Genomic DNA, 22,438 nt, shown 5'->3' with positions numbered 1-22,438 from the left:
CAGCGCCCGGCCCACCCCGGCGGGTTGCGGCTGAGCAAAATTGGAGAGTGACGCACATTGGCTGGTCACAAAAACATTTACGCCGAGTTCGACCGCTCCCAGCTGGCGGAGAAAACCCGCGTGTTCGCCCTGGCGAAGGCCCTCGGCGTGCCGTCGAAAGAGCTCGTCGTCGCGCTGTCGGAGCTCGGCGTGGTCAAGGTTGCGCAGTCCACGCTGACGCGCGCTGAGAGCGAGCAGCTTCTCGACGCCCTCGCGAACGCCGCCGCCACCGACACCACCGACGACGAGACCACCGACGATGCCGCGGATGAGAAGATCCGCCAGCGCGTGCGCAAGGACGTGGAAAACGAGATCCACCAGATCGAGGAAAAGGTCGAGGCGGACCTGCGCGAGGGCCCGCTGACCGACGTTGAGCCGGAGATCACCCCCGTGCCGGAGGAGACCACCAACCGCGCACCCGTCTTCAAGGCCCCGGAGCGCAAGCGCCGCCGCGCCACCCGCCAGGCTGCCCCGAGCGAGGAGAAGGAGCCCAAGCCTGACGACGAGGCTTCGCCGGAGGACGTCGATAAGCAAGAGCCCGAAGTCATCGAAGAGCCGAAGGCGATCAAGGGCTCCTCGCGCCTAGAGGCGCAGCGCCGCCGCCGCACCGAGAAGCGTGAGGAGCAGCGCAAACGCTCCCGCATTGTCAGCCAGGCGGAGTTTTTGGCGCGCCGCGAGTCCGTGGAGCGTCACATGGTGGTGCGCGAGCGCGACCGCCACGACGGCCACGGCAAGATCACCCAGGTCGGCGTGCTCGAGGACGGGCTGCTGGTGGAGCACTTTGTCACCGCCGAAAGCCAGTCCTCCATGATCGGCAACATCTACCTCGGTCGCGTGCAGAACGTGCTGTCCAGCATGGAGGCCGCGTTCATCGACATTGGGCAGGGCCGCAACGGCGTGCTCTACGCCTCCGAGGTGGACTGGAAATCCGCCGGGCTGGGCGGGCGTTCGCGCCGCATCGAGCAGGCGCTGAAATCCGGCGACCAGGTGCTGGTGCAGGTGACCAAGGACCCAGTCGGCCACAAGGGCGCGCGCCTGACCACCCAGATCTCGCTGGCCGGCCGCTACCTGGTGTACGTGCCGGGCGGCCGCAGCGCGGGCATCTCCCGCAAACTGCCGGCGCCGGAGCGCAAGCGCCTGAAGGAGATCCTGAACAACGTCGTGCCCGGCAAGGGCGGGGCGATCATCCGCACTGCAGCCGAGAACGTGCCGGAAGAGGCCATCGCGGCTGACGTGAATCGCCTGCACAACCAGTGGACCGCCATCCAGAACCAGGCGGAAAAGGAGAAAAGCTCCAAGGGCGCGAAGCCGGTCACCCTCTACGAGGAGCCGAACATCCTGGTCAAGGTCGTGCGCGACCTGTTCAACGAGGACTTTACGTCGCTCATCGTCGACGGGCGCAAGCCGTGGAACACCGTCCACGCCTACGTGCAGTCCGTCGCCCCGGACCTGCTGGACCGCCTGGAGAAGTTCGACCGCTCGAAGCACGACGGCAAGGACGCCTTCGAGGTCCACCGCATCGACGAGCAGCTGCAGAAGGCGCTGTCGCGCACCGTGTGGCTGCCGTCCGGCGGCACCCTGGTTATCGACCGCACCGAAGCCATGACCGTCATCGACGTCAACACCGGCAAATTCACCGGCTCCGGCGGCTCGCTGGAGGAGACGGTCACCTCCAACAACCTGGAGGCCGCCGAGGAGATCGTGCGCCAGATCCGCCTGCGCGACATCGGCGGCATGATCATCATCGACTTCATCGACATGATCCTGCCCGAAAACCAGGAGCTCGTGCTGCGCCGCCTGAACGAGGCGCTCGGCCGCGACCGCACCCGCCACCAGGTCTCCGAGGTCACCTCCCTGGGCCTGGTGCAGATGACACGCAAGCGCCTGGGCAACGGCCTGCTGGAGACCTTCTCCACCGAGTGCGAGTGCTGCGGCGGCCGCGGCATCATCGTCTCCGACGACCCCGTCGAGCACGACCCCTACTCCGAGCGCGGGCGCGAAGAACGCTCCAAGCGCCGTTCGCGTGACGACGAGCACCGCTCCTCCCGCGGCCGCAACAAGCCCGCCGAGGCGGAGCACGACACCGAGCACGACACCGGGCGAGACTCGGGCCGCGACGAGCAGCCGTCGCGCGGTTCGCGCCGCTCCAAGCGCAAGCACCTCAACGAAGACGAGATGGACAACCTGCTCAACTCGATCTTCAGCGACGACAGCGACACCGCTGACGCTGCGGACTCCGGCGCCGACGACGACAGCTCCGAGCCGCGCCGCCGTTCCTCGCGCCGCCGTGGCCGCCGCGGGGGCAACCGTGGGCGCGGCCCGCAGACGGACCGGACGGACCAGACGGACGCGCAGGAGCAGCGCGACGAGCGCCCGGCACGCGAGGAGGACGCCCCGCAGCAGAGCTTCGAGGAGGCGGTGGACGAGTTCGACAACTCGCCGCGCCGCAAGCGCCGCACCCGCGGCAACTCCCGCTCGGATCACCGCCCGCGCCGCGAGGACTACCCGGATGCCGCCGAGGAGACCACCGCAGCAGCAGCCGACTCGGATGCCAAGAAGGTTGAGCCGGCAGAAAAGAAGAAGCCGACGGCGGGCCGCCGGGGCCGCCGACGCGCAGTGCGCAAGTCCAACGCCACGTCCGCCGCAGCCGCCAACGCCCGCGCGGCCGAGAAGGAAAGGCCGAAGAAGGAAGAGGGGCAGGCGGAGCCCCCTCGAGAAGCAAAGGCATCCCCGCGGCGCGGACGCAGGCGCGCCACACGCCGCAGCAGCTAACGCGGTTTGGTAAAGCGCAAGGTGCCGGTGTAGTCTTGCCGAGTCGCTGTTTCGGGGCGTGCCGCCTCGTTGCCTACGCATGCGGGCACGGCAGGCTCACCATCGGCCCCGAAACGCTCAAACTGTTCCATTTCCGCCTCCGAGCATGCAGGGGGCGGGCGAGTAGAGATAAGGGGTAACCCTCTATGTACGCGATCGTCAAGACCGGCGGCAAGCAGTACAAGGTTGCCGAGGGCGACCTCGTCAAGGTCGAGAAGCTTGAGGGTGAAGCAGGCGACAAGGTCGAACTCACCCCGATCCTTCTCGTAGATGGCGCAGACGTCACCTCCGGCGCAGACGCACTGTCCAAGGTCAACGTGACCGCAGAGATCGTCGAGCACGGCAAGGGCAAGAAGGTCGACATTCTGAAGTACAAGAACAAGACCGGCTACAAGGTCCGCCAGGGCCACCGCCAGCAGCAGACCACCGTCAAGATCACCGGCATCAAGTAAACACATAGGAGAATTTGAACAATGGCACACAAGAAGGGTGCATCCAGCTCCTCGAACGGTCGTGACTCTGAGTCCAAGCGCCTCGGTGTGAAGCGCTTCGGTGGCCAGCAGGTCAAGGCCGGCGAGATCCTCGTCCGTCAGCGCGGCACCAAGTTCCACCCGGGCGACAACGTCGGCCGCGGTGGCGACGACACGCTGTTCGCACTGACCGCAGGCTCCGTCCAGTTCGGCATCAAGCGTAAGCGCCGCATCGTCAACATCGTCCCGGCCGACGGCCAGGGCGTCGCTTCCGAGGTCCTCGAGCAGGCCGAGGCAGCAGGCGTTGTCGACGAAGGCACCGCCGAAGAGGCAACCGCCACCGCGTAACCGCGAAGCGTAGGCGCCGCCGGTCCATTCGGGCCGACGGCGCTTTTTGCATATCATCGTCCGTGTCCTAAAGAAAGGCGGGAAAACCCACCATGGCCCAATTCGTTGATCGCGCAACCCTGCACCTGCAAGCAGGCGACGGCGGCCACGGCTGCGCGTCCGTCCACCGCGAGAAGTTCAAACCGCTCGGCGGCCCGGACGGCGGCAATGGCGGGCACGGTGGCGATATCGTGCTTGAGGTGTCCACCCAGGTCCACACCCTGCTGGACTTCCAGTACCGCCCGCACATCAAGTCGCAGCGCGGCGCGAACGGCGCCGGCGACTGGCGCAACGGCGCCCGCGGCGAAGACCTCGTGCTGGAGGTGCCGGTGGGCACGGTGGTGCGCAGCGAGGACGGCGAGGTGCTCGCGGATCTCACCGTCCCGGGCACCCGCTTCATCGCGGCCGAGGGCGGCTTCGGCGGCTTGGGCAACGCCGCCTTGGCGACGGCGAAGCGCAAAGCCCCCGGTTTCGCGCTGAAAGGCGAGCCGGGGGAGGCGCACGACCTGATCCTGGAGCTGAAGTCGATGGCGGATGTGGGCCTGGTCGGGTTCCCGTCGGCAGGCAAGTCGTCCCTCATTTCCGTGGTTTCTGCCGCGAAGCCGAAGATCGCGGACTACCCGTTCACCACGCTTGCGCCGAACCTGGGCGTGGTCAACGTCGGCCACGACACGTTCACCATCGCGGATGTGCCTGGCCTGATCCCGGGCGCGAGCGAAGGCAAGGGCCTCGGCCTGGATTTCCTGCGCCACATTGAGCGCACCGCGGTGCTCGCGCACATCGTTGATGTGGCGACGATGGAGCCGGGCCGCGACCCGATCTCCGACATCGAGGCGCTCGAGCACGAGCTGGACACCTACGCCGACGCCCTGGACATGGACTCCGGCCTGGGCGACCTGCGCGAGCGCCCCCGACTGGTGGTGCTGAACAAGATGGACATCCCGGAGGCGAAGGAGCTCGCTGAGTTCCTGCGCGCGGACATTGAGGAGAAGTTCGGCTGGCCGGTGTACCTCATCTCCACCGCCACCCGCGAAGGTTTGGACGAGCTGAAGTGGGCGCTGTGGGACATCGTCAAACGCACTCGCACAAAGCGGCGCACGATGCCTATCGACGAACCACAGGTCATCCGCCCCAAACTCATCGGCCGCCGCCACGACGATGGGGGCGTGGAGGTCGTGCGCGACCCCATGTACCCGGAAGGGTGGCTGGTCACCGGCGAGAAGGTGGAGCGTTGGGTGCGCCAGACGGACTTCGAAAACGACGAGGCCGTCGGCTACCTGTCGGACCGCCTGAACAAGGCAGGCGTGGAAGACATGCTTCGCAAGGCCGGCGCCCACGAGGGCGACACGGTGACCATCGGCGAGATCTCGTTCGACTGGGAACCGTCCATCGGCGGCGACCCGACGCTTGCCGGCCGCGGCCAGGACGCGCGCCTGGGCGGCACGGACCGCACTTCCGCGGCGGAGCGCAAGCGTGCGTCGCAGGCCCGCCGTGGGCTTATCGACGAGTACGACTACGGCACGGGCGAAGAGGCCGACCGCGAGCGCTGGCAGGGCTAGGGCCCTGAGCGGGTTAGCCACAGGCGTAGACTTCACACGCATGACTACGCTTCGCAACCAGATCGCCGCCGCCCGCCGCATTGTGGTCAAGCTGGGTACAAGTTCCCTGGTCAACGCTTCAGGCGAGCTGGATCCGGCGAAGATCGACCGCATCGTGGACGCGATCGAACACCGCATCGCGCGCGGTTCCGAAGTGGTTGTGGTGTCCTCGGGCGCGATCGCGGCGGGCATGGGGCCGCTGGGGCTGAAGGCCCGCCCGCGCGACCTGGCCACAAAGCAGGCGGCCGCGTCGGTGGGGCAGATCCACCTCGCGCAGGTGTGGGGCGCCTCGTTCGCGCGCTACGGCCGCACCATCGGCCAGGTGCTGCTCACACAAAGCGACGCCGGGTCCCGCGAGCGCGCCCGCAACGCGCAGCGCACCATCGACCGGCTGCGGCAGATGGGGGCGGTGCCGATTGTCAACGAGAACGACACCGTGGCCACCTCCGAGATGCGCTTCGGCGACAACGACCGCCTCTCCGCCATCGTGGCCACCCTTGTGTCGGCGGATGCGCTGGTGCTGCTGTCGGATGTGGACGGCCTCTACGACAAAAACCCGTCCGATCCAGGGGCGAAGCTTCTCGACGAAGTCCGCTCCGGCAACGACCTCACCGACGTCGAAGCCGGCGACGGGGGCGTGTTCGGCACCGGCGGCATGGCGGCGAAGGTCTCGGCCGCGCGCCTAGCCACCCGCGGCGGCGTGCCGGTGCTGCTCACTGCCACGGAGAAGATCAAGGAGGCGCTTGGCGCAGCGTCGGTGGGAACCGTCTTCCACACCCGCCCGGAGAGCAAGCTCAATGCCTGGAAGTTCTGGGCCCTCTACGCAGCGGACGCGGAGGGCGTGCTGCGCCTGGACGAAGGTGCGGTCGAGGCGGTCACTCGCGGAGGCACCAGCCTGCTCGCGGTGGGCATCACCGGCATCGAGGGGGAGTTCCACGCCGGCGACATCGTGGAGATCCTTGGGCCGGACTCCGAAGCTATTGGTCGCGGGGAAGTGGCGTACGACGCCTCCGAACTCGCAGAGATGCTGGGACGCCATTCCGACGAGTTGCCTGAACACCAACGCCGCCCAGTCGTCCACGCCGACTACCTGAGCAACTACGCCTCGCGCCTGTAGTAGCTAGTCTGGGCGGGCATGAAGTTCACGTTTTTGCCCAAGCCCAAGGACGAGCCGATCGCAGCCTTGGAGGCGCAGGGCCACCAGCATGTGGCGCTGGAGGACAACCCGGACATGGTCCTCTTCGGCGGCGGCCCGAAGGATTTCCCGGACGAGCTGCCCGAGTCGGTCAAGGTCGTGCAGATCCAGTACGCCGGGGTGGAGAATCTGCAGGACATCTTTGCCAAGCACGCGGCGAACAGCGTGCGTTTCGCCAACGCCGGCGGGCTTTATGACGACACCGTCGCCGAGTCCACCCTCGCCCTGCTTCTCGCGGTGGAGCACCGCATGAAGGCCGTGGACCGCGAGTGGAATAACACGCAGCTGTTCAAGGAGAAGCAGTACCTCTTCGACAACAAGAAGCTCGCGATCATTGGCGCCGGCGGCATCGGCAAGACGCTGATCCGCTTCCTGGAGCCGTTCGGCATGGAGATCACCGCCGTGAACCGCTCCGGCAACCCCGTCGAGGGCGCGGATCACACCGTGACACTTTCCGACGACGTCTGGGCAAACCACGACTACTTCGTCCTGCTTGCCCCGCTCACCGAGGAAACCCGCCACATGGTCAACGCGGAAACCATCGGGAAGATGCGGGACAGCGCCGTGATTGTGAATGTGGGGCGCGGGCCGCTCGTCGATACGCAGGCGCTCACGCAGGCACTTGCCGACGGCCACCTGCGCGGCGCCGGCCTGGATGTCACCGAGCCCGAGCCGCTGCCCGCCGACCACGAGCTGTGGGGCCTGGACAACTGCGTGATCACCCCGCACGTGGCCAACATCCCGCGCTTTATGGAGCGCCGCATCGGCGGGCTGGCCGCGAAGAACTGGGAGCTTTACGCCGCGGGCGAGAAGATGGCCACAGAGGTCGACGTCGACGCCGGGTACTAGCGCTAGGATTGCCGCATGAGTGCGCAGCAAACTGACCAGCAAAGACAGGCCGAGCGCCAGGAGGTGCTCGCGAAGGCGCGCCGCGCGAAGGAGGTCGCGCCGGTCATCGCCGCGCTGCCGACCCCGGCGAAGGACGCGGTGCTGCTGGCCGCGGCGGCCGCGCTGACGGAGCGCGCCGGGGAGATCCTCGACGCCAACGCCCGCGACCTGGAGCAAGGCCGCCAAAACGGTCTGGCGGAGTCGGTGCTGGACCGGCTTGCGCTTGATCAAGACCGCATCGAGAGCATCGCCGGCGGCCTGCGCCAGGTGGCGGGCCTGCAGGATCCGGTGGGGGAGGTGCTCACCGGCCGCACGCTGCCCAACGGCATCCAGATGAAGAAGGTGCGCGTCCCACTCGGCGTGATGGGCATGGTCTACGAGGCCCGCCCGAACGTCACCGTCGACGCGTTCGGCCTGGCGCTGAAATCCGGCAACGTGGCGCTGCTGCGCGGCTCGAAGACGGCGCGGTGCTCCAACGAAAAACTGGTCGAGGTGCTGCAGGACACCCTCGCAGCACACGACCTGCCTCGCGAGGCGGTGCAGCTGCTGCCGTGCGAATCCCACGATTCGGTCCAGGACCTCATCACCGCGCGCGGACTTGTCGACGTGGTCATCCCCCGCGGCAGCGCCCGCCTCATCGAGGCGGTGGTCACCGGCGCAACCGTGCCCACCATTGAGACGGGCACCGGCAACTGCCACTTCTACATCGACGCCTCCGCAAACCTGGACAAGGCGATCGCGATGCTCATCAACGGCAAGACGCGCCGGGTCAGCGTGTGCAACGCCACCGAGACGGTGCTCATTGACGCCGCTCTCGCGGACGAGGACAAGCGCGCGGTCGTTGCTGCGTTGCAGGATGCGGGGGTGGAGGTGCACGGAGACGTCGAGAAGCATCATGCGTTCGGTGCGGACGTTTCGCCTGCAACCGAGGCCGATTTCGCCGAGGAGTACCTCAGCATGGACATCGCGAGCGCCGTCGTAGATGGCGTCGAGGGGGCGATCGCCCACATCGCGCGCTACTCCAGCGGCCACACCGAGGCGATTGCGGCCCAGGACGCACATGCTTTACGACGATTCGCTGACGCCGTGGACGCCGCCGCCGTCGTACTCAACGCATCGACCGCCTTCACGGACGGGGAGCAATACGGCATGGGCGCCGAAATCGGCATCTCCACCCAGAAACTGCACGCCCGCGGACCGATGGCGCTGCCGGAGCTGACCACCACTAAATGGATCCTGGAAGGTACCGGCCAGGTGCGCTAGTCTATCCGCGTGAAAAAATCCCGTTCCTCCTGGCGCGCCCGCTTCGGCCTGTTCGCCACCGCTGTCGCCACCGCCGTGACAGCCACCGTTTCCCCCGTCGCGCCCGTGCAGGAAGCCGACGCGCAAACCCGCTGCCCGGCCGTCGCGGTCATCGCCGCCCGCGGCTCCGGCCAAAACACCCAGATCTACCCCACGCGCTACTCGGGCGGGGCGGCCTGGACCTCCAACGGCTGGGAGGCGGAGACCATCCGCGCCTTCCTCCAGCACGCGGAGCGCCGCTACACCGCCACCCACGGCGGCAACTCGCTGATGAAGGACGTCGAGGTCATCGGCTTGGAGCCGCGCTACTACCCGGCGACGTTCCCGGAGTACGACGTGCCCGAGGTCGCCGTGCCGTCGACGCTGCTGCAGGCGCTCGGCCTTGCCATCCAGTGGGCCAACCCGATGTTCATGATGGCGCGCAGGGCCTCGAACCAGTTCCTGGACTCGGTGAAAATCGGCCGGGGCGGCGTGATGCAGATGATCAACGACTACCAGGGCGCCACCGGCTGCCGCCCGAAGTACATCCTGTCCGGCTACTCCCAGGGCGCGATGATTCTGCTGGAGCACGAGCGTGAACTGGCGCGGCGCGGCCAGCTCGCCGGTGTGGTCTACTTTGGCAACCCGAACACCGCCCCGGGTGACTGGTCCACCGTGGGCGTGCGCGGCGGCGGCGCGGGTGGCATCCTCGGCGCGCTGCCGTTCAACACCAAGACCGCCGCGGCGACCCGCAACCGCGTCAACTACTGCCTGCCGCTGGACGCCGTGTGCGACTTGTCCGTGCAGACGCTGGAGGCCTCCCGCGCCACCGGCGGCAACCACGCCCGCTACTTCCGCTGGAGCTCCCGCTGGGACAACCAAGTCTCCGACGCGTTCGGGCGCTTCGTGGATCAGGTACGGTACGGCTAATGAACCAGCTGATTCGGACCACCGCCGCCGCGACCGCTTGCGCCGTCGCGCTTTCAGTTGCGCCTGCGGGCGCGGAGACCATCACGCGTGACACCACGCAGCGCGTGACGGTGGAAAAGACCTGTGAGTGGGAAGTGGACGCCAAGGGCAACCCGATCCTGGACGCCAAGGGCAACCCGATCCCGGTGGAGGTGGACGGCAAGCAGGTGTGCAAGGAGCGCGAGGTCGCCGCCGGCTCCTCGAGCAGCGCCAACAAGTGGGCGGACGACACGCGCGACGAGCTCAGCATCGGTGCTGTCGTCGGCGTGGTCGGCGCACTGCTCGCGCTGGTGCTCGGCGCCGGACTGCTGTTCATCGAGTCCGTGGACATCCGCATGCTGCCCCCGGCGAGGTAACGGCGCATGACGGAGCACTACGCCGCCTCCTTGGAGCAGGCGCGGCGCATCGGGGTCATGGGCGGCACGTTCGACCCGATCCACCACGGCCACCTGGTCGCCGCCAGCGAGGTGGCGGACCGGTTCAACCTGGACGAGGTCATCTTCGTGCCCACCGGCCAGCCGTGGCAGAAGGCGGGCAAGACCATCAGCCCGGCGGAAGACCGCTACCTGATGACGGTGATCGCCACCGCCTCCAACCCGCGCTTTTCCGTCTCCCGCGTCGACATCGACCGCGACGGGCCGACCTACACCATCGATACGCTGCGGGACCTGCGCGAGCAGTTCCCGGACGAGGAGCTGTACTTCATCACCGGCGCCGACGCGCTGGCCTCCATCATGTCCTGGCACGACTGGGAAGAGATGTTCCAGCTCGCCGAGTTCGTCGGCGTGACCCGCCCCGGTTACGACCTGCGCGAGGACATGCTGCCGGCCGACATCCAGGAGCGCGTGCACCTGGTGGAAATCCCGGCGATGGCCATCTCCTCCACCGATTGCCGCGAGCGTGCCGCCGAGGGCCGGCCCGTGTGGTACCTCGTGCCGGACGGGGTGGTGCAGTACATCACCAAAAACGCCCTCTATGCCTAAGTAGCACTCTTAGGCCGTGTCGTGGGACAATGGCGGGGTCTGTCCAACCAACGAAGGGTTTGCCACTTGACCGCTCCGCAGATCTCCATCGACCGCGCCAAGATTGCCGCGAAGGCGGCAGATGAAAAGCTTGGCAAGAACATCGCTGTTATCGACGTCTCCAACGTCATGGCCATCACGGACGTGTTCGTGATCGTCTCCGCCGACAACGAGCGCCAGGTCGCCGCCATCGTCCAGGAGGTCGAAGACGACCTGACGGATGAGGGAGTGGAGCCGAAGCGCCGCGAGGGCAACCGCGAAAACCGCTGGGTGCTGCTGGATTACGGCAACTTCGTCGTGCATATCCAGCGCGAGGCAGAGCGCGAGTTCTACGGCCTGGACCGCCTGTACGCGGACTGCCCGGCCATTGAGGTCGAGGGCCTGGAGCCCTACGAGCGCCCCGCCACCTTCGGCAACGAGGCCGAGCTGCGCGAGGCGCAGAACATCGAGGACCTGCCGCTGGCCGGCGACGGCCCGGCGGCCGCAGACGACGAGTTCTAGGCGTCGCGCATGCAACGACGTTTGATCCTGCTGCGCCACGGCGAAACGGAGTACAACGCCACCTCCCGCATGCAGGGGCAGCTGGACACCGTGCTCTCCGAACGCGGTGTGAACCAGGCCCACGCCGCCGCCAAAGAGCTGCGTGACCTGGGTATTTCCAAGATCATCTCCTCCGACCTCGTGCGCGCGAAAAACACTGCTGACGTGGTGGCGGCGGATTTGGGGTTGACTGTAGACGTCGATAAGCGGCTGCGCGAAACGCACCTCGGCGACTGGCAAGGCAAAACCCACACCGAGGTGGACACGGAGCACGAAGGTGCGCGGGCGGTGTGGCGCACGGACGCGACGTGGGCACCGCCGCGCGGGGAAAGCCGCCTCGAGGTGGCGGCGCGCGCGCAGGCCGTGGTGGACGAGCTGATGCGCGACTACGACGAGTGGGACAACTCCGCCGTGCTTTTGGTCTCCCACGGCGGCACCATCGCGGCGCTGACCGCGTCGCTGCTGGGCTTCGTGGTGGCGCAGTACCCCGCGATCAAGGGGCTGGGCAACGCGAACACGGCGCGGCTGGTGGCGATGCCGCGCCTGGACGAACCGGCGAAGACCCGCTGGTTCCTCGAAGCCTGGAACCGGGGGCTGAACTAAATGGCAGTGCGCGTGGTGGTGGATTCCTCGGCGGGGCTGCCGCCCGAGGTCGTCCGCGAGCTGGACATCACCGTCGCCGACATGCACGTCATGGGCAGCGGCGAGGACAGGGGCACCTCCGGGTTGTCCTCGCTGGAGCTTGCGGCCTGCTACGCGCGCCAGCTGGAGCGCGGCGGCGACGACGGGGTGATCGCGCTGCACCTGTCCAAGGCGCTGTCGTCGACGTGGTCCGCGGCCGTGGCGGCATCCGCGGTGTTTCCCGGCACGGTGAAAGTGGTGGAAACGGACGCGGCCGGCATGACCATCGGCGCGGCCGCCATGGCCGCCGCCACCGTGGCCCAAGAGGGCGGGGACTTGGCGGCGTGCGAGGCGATGGCGAAATCGACGCTCGCCCGCTCCGAGACGTGGGTGTACCTTCACCAGCTCGACGACCTGCGCAAGTCCGGGCGCCTGCCCACCGGCACCGCGGTGCTCTCCGCGGCGCTTTTGGCAAACAAGCCGATTTTGCGCATCCACGACGGCAAGCTGGAGCTCGCCGGCAAGACCCGCACCCAGTCGAAGGCGTTTGCCAAGCTCACGGAGCTGGTGGTGGAGCGCGCCGAGGGGCAGGCGGTGTTCGCGGCGATCCAACACGCGGACGCCGAGGAGGCGGCCGAGCAGCTGGCGGCGTCGCTTGAGGCGGAGTTGCCGGAGGGCTCGCGGGTGATGTGCGAGCCGCTTGTCGACGTCCTCGCGGTCCACACCGGCCCCGGCGCCATTGGGCTGTCGGTTGTCTTTTCTTCTCGGGAATCAGCCCAGTAGGTGTGGATAACCCGCCCTGATAGGTGACGCTGCAACAACGTTATCCACAGGTTTGCGGTGGGGGTCTTCCGGTGCGGGGTTTGTGGACCTAGCGTGCCGGGCATGAACGCCATCGACCGCCTCCAGGAGCTCACCCGGCCCACCGGGGAAGAGGACCTGCTCGCCGTGCGCTATCCCGCGCCGCGTGTGTCCGTGCCGGTGAAGCCGGCCGCCGCGGCGGTGGTCGCGCTGCTGGTTGTGGTGGGTGCGTGGGCGCTGCTGCGTGGCGGCGGGTCGGAGGGGGACGTCGACTGGGAGCAGGTGGCCTCGCCGACCGAGGTCAGCGGGGTGGTGGTCGTGGCCGTGGTGGGGGAGGTGGCCAACCCGGGACTGATGACGCTGAACGAGGGCTCCCGCATCGCCGACGCCCTCCAGATCGCACAGCCGCTGCCGCACGCCGATTTACTGGCGCACAACCAGGCGCAGCTGCTTGTGGACGGCCAGCAGATCCACGTCCAGGCCGTCGGCGCCGCGCCCCCGGCAGGCGGCGGAGGAGCGGCCGCGTCTGACGCTGGAACGGTGTCGCTGAATAACGCGTCCGCCTCCGAGCTGACCGCGCTGCCCGGGGTGGGGGAGGCGACCGCGGCGGCGATCGTGGCCCACCGCGAGGCCAACGGGCCGTTTACCGCGGTGGAGCAGCTCATGGACGTCCGCGGCATCGGACCCGCGAAGTTCGAGGCCATGCGTGACATGGTGGGGCTGTAGCGGTGTCGGAGCTGCGGCTGGTGCCGGCGGCGCTGGCGGTGTGGGCCGCGGCGGCGTGCTGCATTCTGTTCGGGGTGTGGGCGGCGCTTTTTGTTGTCGGGGTCCTCGCCGCCGGCTGCCTGCTCGCGCGCGAGTATGGCCAGGGGGTGCTGACCGCGGGCCTCGGCGCGGCGGCGACGCTCACGGCGGCGGTGCGCAAACACGCAAGCGTCTCCGCCTCCGAGATCGTGGGCACCGTCAGCGGCACCCCGAAGCAGACCGAGTCCGGCGCCTATCTGGTGCGGGTGAAGGTGCCCGGCCAGCCGTCGACGACGCCGGTGTTCGCAGACGACCTGCCCGACGGCGCGGTCGCCGGCGCGCAGGTGGTGGGCCGCGGGGTGTCAAAGGAGTCCGGCGTGCCGGGCGTGAACCCGTTCGTGCTCAACGGCGACGTCGAGGTCCTCGGCCCGCCGGAGGGGCTGGCGGCGTTCGCGCACCACGTGCGTTCCACCTTCGCCGCGGCGGTCCAGGCGCAGGTGGGCGAGGGTGCACGCGGGCTCATTCCGGGCATGGTGCTTGGCGACGTCTCCCTGCAACCGCCAGCCGAACAACAGATGTACATCGACACCGGACTGTCCCATTTGACCGCCGTGTCCGGGGCGAACATCGCGATCGTGGCCACCTTCGCCACCGTGGCGGCGGCCGCAATCGGGGCGGGGCTGCGCGGCAGGATCGCCGCCTCGGCGGTCGCGCTTTTGATCTACGCCGCGCTGGTGGGCCCGGAGCCGAGCGTGCTGCGCGCCTCGGTGTCCGGCCTGGTGGGGCTGGTGGCGGTGCTCGCCTCCCGTCAGGCAGAGCCCATCCACGCGTTGTGCCTGTCCGTCATCGGGCTGGTGCTGGTGGATTCCGACCTTTCGGTGCACTACGGCTTCGCCCTGTCAGTGGCGGCGACGGCCGGCATCGTGGCGCTCTATCCGCTGTTGTACCGCGCGCTGGCGGTGACTGGCTGGCCGGACATCCTCGTCCGCGCCCTTGCTGTGGCGGTGGCGGCGGACCTGGCCACCATGCCCATCGTGGCGATGATGGCGGGCAAAGTCTCGCTGGTCTCGGTCGGTGCCAACGTGCTGGTCGCACCGGTGGTGGGGCCGGTGACGGTGCTCGGGCTCGTCGCGGCGGTGGCGTCGCTTTTGCCCGGCGGGCTGGAGGTGCCGGTGCTGTGGTGCGTCGAGCCGTTGGCGTGGTGGGTGCACACGGTGGCGAAGATCGGCGCGGGGCTGCCTAGTGCGACGGTGTCGGCGACCCCACTGACCGCTCTTGTGGTCTACGGGTGGGTGCTCGCCGGGTTACTCGCAGGCCGCCCGCGCGCCACGGTCTGCGCTGCCGTCGTTGGTCTGGTGCTGTTTGTCGCGCCGGGCGAGCCCGCGCCCGTCGACCCGACGGGGCTTCGCGCCCACGTCGTGGAGACCATCGAAAATGCGGAGCCGGTGCCGGAGTGGGCGCAGATCGTCGTCGTGCTGGAGGGCGGCCCACCGCGAGGCCGACCTGTGGCCACGCGCGAGGGGATCCCCGTCATCTTCCCCAACGACAGGACGTAAGATGGCGCGCATGCTTAACCCCGTGCACCTGGTGCTCGGCGAGGACGATTTCCTTGCCGAGCGCGCAACCAAAGCCATCGTCGCCCAGGCCGGCGAGGGCGTGGAGGTGACCACTCTGCGCGCCGGCGACGTCTCTGAAGGAGAGATCGCGATGGCGACCAGCCCGTCACTGTTCGCGGAGGACCGCGTGGTGGTGGTCAAGCACGCCGAGCTCGCCGGCAAGGAACCCACCGAGATCCTCCTGCAGGCCTGCGTGAACCCCGCGCCGGGCATCACGCTGATCATCGAGCACACCGGCGGCGGGCGTCAAAAGGCGATGGTGAAGAAGTTTGCCAAGGTCGCCGAGGTGCACAAGGCCGATCCGCTGAAAGACAATGAGCGCCGCTCCTGGCTCATGGAGGAGTTCCGCAGCCACGGCGTGCGCCCCACCCCGGACGTGGCCGCCGCGGTGCTGGAATCGGTCGGCTCGGACCTTCGCGAGCTCGCCTCCGCCGTCAGCCAACTGGTTAGCGACACTGAGGGCGAGCTCACCGTCGAATCCGTGCGCGCCTACTACGTGGGCGTGGCTGAGGTCGCCGGCTTCGACATCGCGGACCAGGCGGTGGCAGGCCGCGCGGACCGGGCGCTCGCGTCGACGCGCCGCGCGCTGCAGCTGGGCACTAGCCCGGTGTCCATCGCGGCGGCGCTCGCGCGCAAGGTCGGCGACATCGCCAAACTCCACGGCGTGCGCGGCAACCCGGACCAGCTGGCGCGCACCGTCGGCATGCACCCGTACGTGGCGAAAAAGACCATGCAGGTCGCGCGCCAGTGGAGCGGGGACGCGGTCTCGCACGCGGTGATCATCGTCTCCGACCTCGACGCCGAGGTGAAGGGCCAGGGCGGCGACCCGGAGTTCGCCCTCGAAAACGCGGTGCGCCGCATCGCGGAGCTTGCATGATCGCGCCGGGCGATCTCGCGGTCATCGTCGGGTTCAACCTGGTCGGCGCCGCCGCCCCGGGCCCCGACATGGTGCTGCTTATGCGCACGGCCACCCGCTCGCGCAGGCACGCCTGGGCGACCAACCTGGGCATCCACACCGGCGCCGCTTTGTGGTTCACGCTCACCGTCGTGGGCGCGGCGGCGCTTTTGCACGCGGTGCCGCAGGCCGTCGCCGCCATCCAGATACTCGGCGGCGCGGCGCTGATTTGGATGGGCCAGCACAACCTGCGCGGCGGGCTGCGCGACAGGCACGACCCGCCCGCGGACCTGGATGAAGCGGTGCAGCGCTTGGGCTCGGTGCGTGCTGCCTATCGACGGGGCCTTGCCACCAACCTGGCCAACCCCAAAATCGTGGTCGCGCTGACCGCCATGATCGCGCCGCTCTTGCCCGCGAACCCCTCGCTTTCCACCGCGCTGATTGTCATCGCCTCGCTCTGGCTCAGCTCGTTCGCCCTGTTTGGGGCGATCGCGCAGGTCACTTCCGCCGAGCGTGTGCGCCGGAAGTTCCTGCGCGCCGGGCCCTACATCGACATCGCCGCGGGCGCGTTTTTCATGGTGGTCGGCGCGGTGCTCATCGCCCGCGGGCTTGTCAGCGTGCTCTAGAGGTAGCGGCGCAAGAACTGGGCCGTTTGGCGCGTCGCGTCGGGCGAGTCGAACCAGGTGTGGCCGCCGCCTTCGACGCGCTCGATGCGCACGGGCGCGGAGCAATTCTCGAAGTCGAAGGTGGTGATGGCACCGGAGCGCGACTGCGACGCCACCATGGAGCAGTCGTTCTTGCGGGCGAAGGTGCGCGCTACCGATTCCACGGACTCGAAAGGCGCGCCGTGGCGGAAGCCGCCGTTGTAGCCCACAACGCCGTCGTTGGTGCCGTGCATGATCATCGTCGGCACTTCGCCGGAAGTGCAGCCGGTGACGGTGGGGGAGTAGAACGCGCCCGCCACCGACGCGATACCGCGCACTGTCTCCGGGGCGTGGCAGGCGAGCGCGGCGACCATGCCGCCGCCGTTGGACAGGCCTACGGCGACGGTGCGGGAGGTGTCGGCGTTGTAGCGCGAAGCGACGTCGCGAAGCACGGCCTTGGTGTACGCGACATCCTCATCGATGCTGGTGGCCGCGTACGGCGCGCCGCCCCACGCGTTGTCCACGCCCTGGCCGTAGACCACGATCGCGTCCGTGAACTGGCTCTCCAAGTTGGAGTAGTCGTGCATGTTGGCAGAGGTGTGGTGCCAGCCGCCGAAGCCCAGCACCACCGGGTAGGACTTCTCTGAGTCATAGCCGCGCGGCAGCACCACGTCGTAGGTGCGGCTGCGCCCGTCCACCTGCAGCGAGTGGGTGTGCTCGCGCGACGGCGATGTGACCTTGCCGTTTTTCACCATCGGAATCGCAATCGCGATGCTGGCCACAAGTGCGGCCAGCACCCCGAGCGCACGCACCTGCTCCGGGTCCACGCCCGGGGCGTAGCGGGCCAGAAGCTCCTCAAATTCGGGCGAGGAGCTCAGCTGCTGCGCCTCGGCCGGTACCGGCAACGACAGAGACAGGGAAGTGGCAAGCGCGGCAGCCAGCGCGCGGCGGGAGTGTTTCACGGCAGTATTCTTTTCTCTTCAAATGGGGTCTTGATACACGAAACGCCCCGCGCACCGATTCAACGATGCACGGGGCGGAACATGACGGAATTAGTCCATCTTGTTCAGGGCGCGGGCCATGTTGGACTTCTTGTTCGCTGCGGAGTTGCGGTGGAACACGCCCTTGGTCACAGCCTTGTCCAGCTTGCGGGAAGCCACGCGCAGCTGCGCCTCAGCGGCAGCCTTGTCGCCGGACTCTACAGCCTCGCGGAACTTGCGGATCTCCGTGCGGGTGGCGGAGCGGACGGACTTGTTGCGCATGCGGCGCTTCTCGTTGGTGAGGACGCGCTTCTTCTGCTGCTTGATGTTAGCCATTATGAAATACCTCTTGGTTTCTCAATCGAACATGGATGTCGTCGTCCCAGCCGGGGTATCTTGCGCACCGCTTTGGCTATGAACGCGAACCCAAGGTCCTGCCCGCGTAGCAGTGTGCACCCGAAGGTGGCCGGTAACGGTCAACTTGAGCAGGATAACAGCCCGGCATTACCGGGCCAAACCGTCCTTACAGCCACTGGAAGCGCTCGCGCAGCGTGTTCGCCACCCGCTCGAAGCGGCGCTGCGGCACGGTGGTGCCGCGCCGGTGCACGTCGGCCTCCGGTACCACGAGCGTTTTGTCCAGGCGCACCCAGCACGGATGGCCTGAGGCGTCCCAGTCGCCGGGGCCGATTTCAAACCAGCGGTCATCCTCCGCGTGCTCCTCTTCCGGGGAGATGAGCAGGCCCAAGATGTCGCTGTGCTCGCGGCCCACCACCAGCATGGAGCGCTCTTTCGGCGGGTGCGACGGCACGGTCACCCACACCACCTCGCCGGGTTCGGCGCCGCCGTCCATGTCGGGGGCGTAGTAGACGTTGCGGGGCACCGAGCCGGTGGGGCGCACGTCCACGCGCGAGGCGCGCTTGCGGCGCATCTCAATCTGGTTGGTCACCCGGTCGTGCAGCAGGGCCAGGCCTTGGTCGAGCGATGCCGTGCGGGGTCGCGCGCCTTTGCGCTTAAATCGCTCGAACGCCACGTTGGCACCTCCACATTGCAGTTATCTGCAACCTTAAGCTTTCGTGTCTGCCGGGACAAGGGGTTTCTGCTGTTCTGCTGAAATCCCCCGCAGCGCCCACAGAAGGAGGGCGGTGCACACGACGGTCATCAGCGAGGCGCCCAGCATCTGCTGCCAACCGATCTCCGTCGCGTTCGGGTCCACCATGTCCAGTGCCCCGTAGCCGAAGAAGATCGTGTTGCTCACGGCGTGCAGCGCAATCGACGCCTCGAGCCCGCCCGTGCGCCAGGTCAGCACCGCGGTGCACACGGCGAATATGGCGATGTCGATGAGCCCGACCCAGTTGTAGGCGTGGCCCGCCACAAAGGCGATGCCCGGCAGCAGGTAGGCCAGCCACGCGGGCGCCCGCCACTGCCCGAGGATCTGCGGCAGCGCGCCGCGGAAGAGGAACTCCTCGGCGGCGGACTGCAGCGGCACGGCGATGACCAGGGCCGCGACGAGGGTAAGCCGGAACGGGTTGATGGTGGCTTCGGCGGGGGCGCCCCGGAAGGCGTCGATAAGCACTTGCGCCCCGTAGACCGCGCCGACGACTACAAGCGCGCGCCCGAACACACCCCACCGCATGCGCAGCGCGGTGCTGAACAGCGCGGACGGGCGGCGGCCCGCGATGCGCGCGGCGAGAAACGGCGCCGGCAGGATCGCGGCGATGATCAGCACCTGGACAAGCGGACTGAGGGGGTCCGCCCCGCCCTCGACGAGCATTTCGAAGTCGCGGCCGGAGGACCCGGCGGCCAGCCCGAGGGCGATCACCGACGCAACCGCAAACAGGGCCACGAACGCGACCAGCACCACGAGCTCAATCAGCGCCCGCCACCACGCAGCGGGCCGGTGGCGGGCAACAAGTCCTAAACGGTGGTAAGGCATGGTGCATACCGTAGCGCGGGGCTCGCAAAGTAGGATGTGGCAACTATGGCCGCCAAATCGAAAAACTTTGCAGAGGAAACGTTCACGGACCCCGCCCGGATCCGTAACTTCTGCATCATCGCGCACATCGACCACGGCAAGTCCACGCTGGCAGACCGCATTTTGCAGCTGTCCAACGTCGTCGACGAGCGCGAGATGCGCGACCAGTACCTCGACAACATGGACATCGAGCGCGAACGCGGCATCACCATCAAGGCGCAGAACGTGCGCCTGCCGTGGGTGCCCAAGACGGGCGATCACGTCGGCGAGCAGATGGTGCTGCAGATGATCGACACCCCGGGCCACGTCGACTTCTCCTACGAGGTCGCCCGCAGTTTGGACGCCTGCGAGGGGGCAATTTTGCTTGTCGACGCTGCCCAGGGCATCGAGGCGCAAACCCTGGCCAACCTCTACATGGCCATTGACAACGACCTCGAGATCATCCCGGTGCTGAACAAGATCGACCTGCCGGCGGCGGACCCGGAGAAGTACGCCCTGGAGATCGCCAACATCATCGGCTGCGAGCCGGAGGACGTGCTGCGCGTTTCCGGCAAGACGGGCGAGGGCGTGCCGGAGCTGTTGGACCGCGTGGTGGACCTGATTCCTTCTCCTTCCTCCCCTTCGGGCGCGGCAGCGACCGACGCCGACGCACCGGCCCGCGCGCTGATCTTCGACTCGGTGTACGACACCTACCGCGGCGTGGTCACCTACATCCGCATGATGGACGGCAAGCTCGAGCCGAACCAGAGGGTGCAGATGATGAACACCGGCAAGACGCTTGAGATCCTCGAAATCGGCGTCGTCTCGCCCACCATGAAAAAGACCAAGGGCTTAGGCCCCGGCGAGGTGGGCTACCTCATCACCGGCGTCAAGGACGTGCGCGACACCCGCGTCGGCGACACCGTCACCTGGGCCTCCAAGGGCGCCGAGGAGCCGCTGGAGGGCTTCGAAGACGTCAAGCCGATGGTCTATTCGGGCCTGTTCCCGGTTTCGCAGGAAGACTTCCCCACGCTGCGCGAGAGCTTGGAGAAGCTGCAGCTTAACGACGCTTCCTTGACCTGGGAGCCGGAAACCTCCGTTGCGCTGGGCTTCGGATTCCGCTGCGGGTTCTTGGGCCTGCTGCACATGGAGATCACGCGCACCCGCCTGGAGCGCGAGTTCGACCTGGACCTCATCTCCACCGCGCCGAGTGTGACCTACCGCGTGGTGGCGGAGGACGGCACCGAGCAGATCGTGCACAACCCCTCGGACTGGCCCAGCGGCAAGATCCCCGAGGTCTACGAGCCGATCGTGAACATGACCATCATCGTGCCCCAGGAGTTCGTGGGCTCCACGATGGAGCTGTGCCAGTCCAAGCGCGGCCAGATGAAGAACATGGAGTACCTTTCCGAGGACCGCGTGGAGCTGCGCTACATCATGCCGCTCGGCGAGATCATCTTCGACTTCTTCGACATGCTGAAGTCCCGCACCAAGGGCTACGCGTCGCTGAACTACGAGGAGGCCGGCGAGCAGCTGGCGGACCTGGTCAAGGTGGACATCCTGCTCCAGGGCGAGCCTGTGGATGCCTTCTCCGCCATCGTGCACAGGGATTCGGCGCAGTGGTACGGCAACAAGATGACCAAGAAGCTCAAAGAGCTCATCCCGCGCCAGCAGTTCGAGGTGCCGGTCCAGGCCGCCATCGGCTCGAAGATCATCGCCCGCGAAAACATCCGCGCGCTGCGCAAGGACGTGCTGTCCAAGTGCTACGGCGGCGACATCTCCCGCAAGCGCAAGCTTTTGGAGAAGCAGAAGGCCGGTAAGAAGCGCATGAAGAACATCGGCTCTGTCACCGTGCCGCAGGAAGCGTTCGTGGCTGCGCTGTCCACCGACGGCGAGGAGTAGCGGCCAGCGCCCACCCCACCCGCCGCCGGTGCCACATGTGACAGAACGAATGTCACATTTGGCACTCTTCCCGGGTCGCGCAAGAAGCCGATGGCACATCCGTCACCGGACCCCGAGCTTCTGCTTCAGCACCGCCTCCACCACCTCGACGCACTGACGCATGCTCCTGGAGGCAGTGCGTGGCACCGTCCAGCCGTGCATTATCGATGTCAGATTGATCGACGAGTCCAATTGCCGCTGTTCGTAGGTCCAGTGGTGGCTGCCGTCGTACATGATCCCCAATTTCAGCTCGGGGATGGCGAAGTCGAAGGTGGTGACCACCCTGCCGCCGACTACCAGCGGGTATTGCTCCACCAGCATCAGGTTGTATTTTTCCACCACTGGCTGCAGGAGCAGGCGCAGCTCCGTTTCTTTCGGCGAATCGGCGGTGTCGCGGGAGAGATTGAGTACCTTCGAGAGCCACCGCTTGCTCAGTTGGCCCGCGGCGGCCTGCTGCAGCTCCGGGACCTGCAGCCCCAGGTGGCGCCGGACGCAGTCCACGAGCTGCACCGCCCGGACCACCTCCGCTGCAACGCCCGGGACCGGCTCCGTCTGCCACGAATGTTCGCCGGCTCGAATCTGCTGCAAGGCCTGGATGGTTGCCCGGGCCGGCGTGGCGGTGCGGATAGGCATGCCGCGGTGGGTGAGTGTCCAGGTTTCGGTGTGGGGCGCTCGCAGCCGAGCAACCGCGGGTCGGAAGGTGGAGGCAGGCAGTGTCGCCCGGACGGCCGCCCGTAGCGTCGTGTCCGCCCCTTCCACCAGGTACGGCAGTCGGTACAGCGCCAGCGCCGAGAAGCCGCAGACCACGCTGCCGGGCCGTTCGGAGGCGTGCACCACCGCGCGCACGGCTGCGGCGACGTCGTAGCGTTCCCGGCGCGGGTGGTGTCGCGCGGCCAGTTGCGTTGTCCACTCGTCGTGCCCAAATCGTTCGTGAACGAATAGTCGCTTGCTCACGCGCAGGTAGTACTGCTTGGGTTGCATCTGGTCGGCGCGCAGGATCACCGGGTCGAATTCAATTTCCATGCCGTCGTGCATAGGTATATGA

At 67.8% G+C, this 22,438-nt stretch carries 23 protein-coding genes; 18 read left to right on the top strand and 5 right to left on the bottom strand.

Going from position 1 to position 22,438, the window contains the following annotated elements:
- Positions 1-57 precede the first annotated feature (57 nt).
- From ACX1NL_RS09110 to ACX1NL_RS09030, 17 genes are all read left to right on the top strand, one after another.
- Positions 58-2,811, top strand: a complete 2,754-nt coding sequence (locus ACX1NL_RS09110; RefSeq protein WP_458897970.1) for a translation initiation factor IF-2 N-terminal domain-containing protein — start codon at positions 58-60, stop codon at positions 2,809-2,811.
- A gap of 185 nt (positions 2,812-2,996) precedes the next feature.
- The gene (gene rplU, locus ACX1NL_RS09105) at positions 2,997-3,302 is read left to right on the top strand and encodes a 50S ribosomal protein L21 (protein ID WP_181888932.1); all 306 of its coding nucleotides are present in this window, start codon (positions 2,997-2,999) and stop codon (positions 3,300-3,302) included.
- A 21-nt stretch (positions 3,303-3,323) separates the two neighbouring features.
- Positions 3,324-3,668 (top strand): 50S ribosomal protein L27, encoded by a 345-nt coding sequence (gene rpmA / locus ACX1NL_RS09100; RefSeq protein WP_181888931.1) that lies wholly within the window; start codon positions 3,324-3,326, stop codon positions 3,666-3,668.
- Between the two features lie 92 nt (positions 3,669-3,760).
- Positions 3,761-5,266 (top strand): GTPase ObgE, encoded by a 1,506-nt coding sequence (obgE, locus tag ACX1NL_RS09095; protein ID WP_458897969.1) that lies wholly within the window; start codon positions 3,761-3,763, stop codon positions 5,264-5,266.
- 40 nt (positions 5,267-5,306) lie between these two features.
- Positions 5,307-6,422, top strand: a complete 1,116-nt coding sequence (gene proB / locus ACX1NL_RS09090; protein WP_239306233.1) for a glutamate 5-kinase — start codon at positions 5,307-5,309, stop codon at positions 6,420-6,422.
- Between the two features lie 18 nt (positions 6,423-6,440).
- Positions 6,441-7,349, top strand: coding sequence for a D-isomer specific 2-hydroxyacid dehydrogenase family protein (locus tag ACX1NL_RS09085; RefSeq protein WP_458897968.1), 909 nt, complete (start codon positions 6,441-6,443; stop codon positions 7,347-7,349).
- A 15-nt stretch (positions 7,350-7,364) separates the two neighbouring features.
- Positions 7,365-8,651, top strand: a complete 1,287-nt coding sequence (locus tag ACX1NL_RS09080) for a glutamate-5-semialdehyde dehydrogenase (RefSeq protein ID WP_458897967.1) — start codon at positions 7,365-7,367, stop codon at positions 8,649-8,651.
- Positions 8,652-8,660: 9 nt separating this feature from the next.
- Positions 8,661-9,599: a cutinase family protein gene (locus ACX1NL_RS09075; protein ID WP_239306236.1), complete on the top strand. Its 939-nt coding sequence runs from the start codon at positions 8,661-8,663 to the stop codon at positions 9,597-9,599.
- A complete protein-coding gene (locus ACX1NL_RS09070) occupies positions 9,599-9,994 on the top strand; it encodes a hypothetical protein (protein ID WP_181888920.1) in 396 nt (131 codons plus the stop codon). Before ACX1NL_RS09075 ends, ACX1NL_RS09070 begins: the two co-directional genes overlap by 1 nt.
- Positions 9,995-10,000: 6 nt before the next feature.
- A complete protein-coding gene (gene nadD, locus ACX1NL_RS09065) occupies positions 10,001-10,621 on the top strand; it encodes a nicotinate-nucleotide adenylyltransferase (protein ID WP_181888919.1) in 621 nt (206 codons plus the stop codon).
- A gap of 66 nt (positions 10,622-10,687) precedes the next feature.
- Positions 10,688-11,161: a ribosome silencing factor gene (gene rsfS, locus ACX1NL_RS09060; RefSeq protein WP_239306239.1), complete on the top strand. Its 474-nt coding sequence runs from the start codon at positions 10,688-10,690 to the stop codon at positions 11,159-11,161.
- Between the two features lie 9 nt (positions 11,162-11,170).
- Positions 11,171-11,803, top strand: a complete 633-nt coding sequence (locus ACX1NL_RS09055) for a histidine phosphatase family protein (protein ID WP_458897966.1) — start codon at positions 11,171-11,173, stop codon at positions 11,801-11,803.
- Entirely contained in the window at positions 11,804-12,604 is an 801-nt protein-coding gene (locus tag ACX1NL_RS09050) for a DegV family protein (protein WP_458897965.1), read from the top strand.
- 102 nt (positions 12,605-12,706) lie between these two features.
- Positions 12,707-13,348 (top strand): ComEA family DNA-binding protein, encoded by a 642-nt coding sequence (locus tag ACX1NL_RS09045; protein ID WP_458897964.1) that lies wholly within the window; start codon positions 12,707-12,709, stop codon positions 13,346-13,348.
- Between the two features lie 2 nt (positions 13,349-13,350).
- Positions 13,351-14,922, top strand: coding sequence for a ComEC/Rec2 family competence protein (locus ACX1NL_RS09040; RefSeq protein WP_458897963.1), 1,572 nt, complete (start codon positions 13,351-13,353; stop codon positions 14,920-14,922).
- A 1-nt stretch (position 14,923) separates the two neighbouring features.
- Positions 14,924-15,859, top strand: a complete 936-nt coding sequence (holA, locus tag ACX1NL_RS09035; RefSeq protein ID WP_181888912.1) for a DNA polymerase III subunit delta — start codon at positions 14,924-14,926, stop codon at positions 15,857-15,859.
- Positions 15,856-16,503 (top strand): LysE family translocator, encoded by a 648-nt coding sequence (locus ACX1NL_RS09030; protein ID WP_458897962.1) that lies wholly within the window; start codon positions 15,856-15,858, stop codon positions 16,501-16,503. Before holA ends, ACX1NL_RS09030 begins: the two co-directional genes overlap by 4 nt.
- On the opposite strand, the gene ACX1NL_RS09025 is transcribed toward ACX1NL_RS09030, so the two are convergent.
- The 4 genes from ACX1NL_RS09025 to ACX1NL_RS09010 all read right to left on the bottom strand — a co-directional run bounded on the left by ACX1NL_RS09025 (position 16,500) and on the right by ACX1NL_RS09010 (position 19,434).
- Positions 16,500-17,483 (bottom strand): CE1 family esterase, encoded by a 984-nt coding sequence (locus tag ACX1NL_RS09025; RefSeq protein ID WP_458897961.1) that lies wholly within the window; start codon positions 17,481-17,483, stop codon positions 16,500-16,502. The genes ACX1NL_RS09030 and ACX1NL_RS09025 overlap by 4 nt on opposite strands.
- Positions 17,484-17,573: 90 nt before the next feature.
- The gene (gene rpsT, locus ACX1NL_RS09020; RefSeq protein ID WP_038612735.1) at positions 17,574-17,837 is read right to left on the bottom strand and encodes a 30S ribosomal protein S20; all 264 of its coding nucleotides are present in this window, start codon (positions 17,835-17,837) and stop codon (positions 17,574-17,576) included.
- A 187-nt stretch (positions 17,838-18,024) separates the two neighbouring features.
- On the bottom strand, positions 18,025-18,531 hold the full coding sequence (locus ACX1NL_RS09015; RefSeq protein WP_239306246.1) for a type II toxin-antitoxin system PemK/MazF family toxin: 507 nt from the start codon (positions 18,529-18,531) through the stop codon (positions 18,025-18,027).
- 33 nt (positions 18,532-18,564) lie between these two features.
- Entirely contained in the window at positions 18,565-19,434 is an 870-nt protein-coding gene (locus ACX1NL_RS09010; protein ID WP_458897960.1) for a CPBP family intramembrane glutamic endopeptidase, read from the bottom strand.
- A 45-nt stretch (positions 19,435-19,479) separates the two neighbouring features.
- Here ACX1NL_RS09010 and lepA point away from each other — a divergent pair, with 45 nt between their 5' ends.
- A complete protein-coding gene (gene lepA / locus ACX1NL_RS09005) occupies positions 19,480-21,354 on the top strand; it encodes a translation elongation factor 4 (RefSeq protein WP_458897959.1) in 1,875 nt (624 codons plus the stop codon).
- A 102-nt stretch (positions 21,355-21,456) separates the two neighbouring features.
- Here the strand turns inward: lepA and ACX1NL_RS09000 are convergent, their stop codons facing one another.
- Complete coding sequence (locus tag ACX1NL_RS09000) at positions 21,457-22,416, bottom strand: hypothetical protein (protein WP_181888907.1); 960 nt, start codon at positions 22,414-22,416, stop codon at positions 21,457-21,459.
- Positions 22,417-22,438: the final 22 nt, after the last annotated feature.

The organism is Corynebacterium sp. CQ3829_602738 (assembly GCF_054478435.1).
This window is presented reverse-complemented; position numbering and strand designations above follow the sequence as displayed.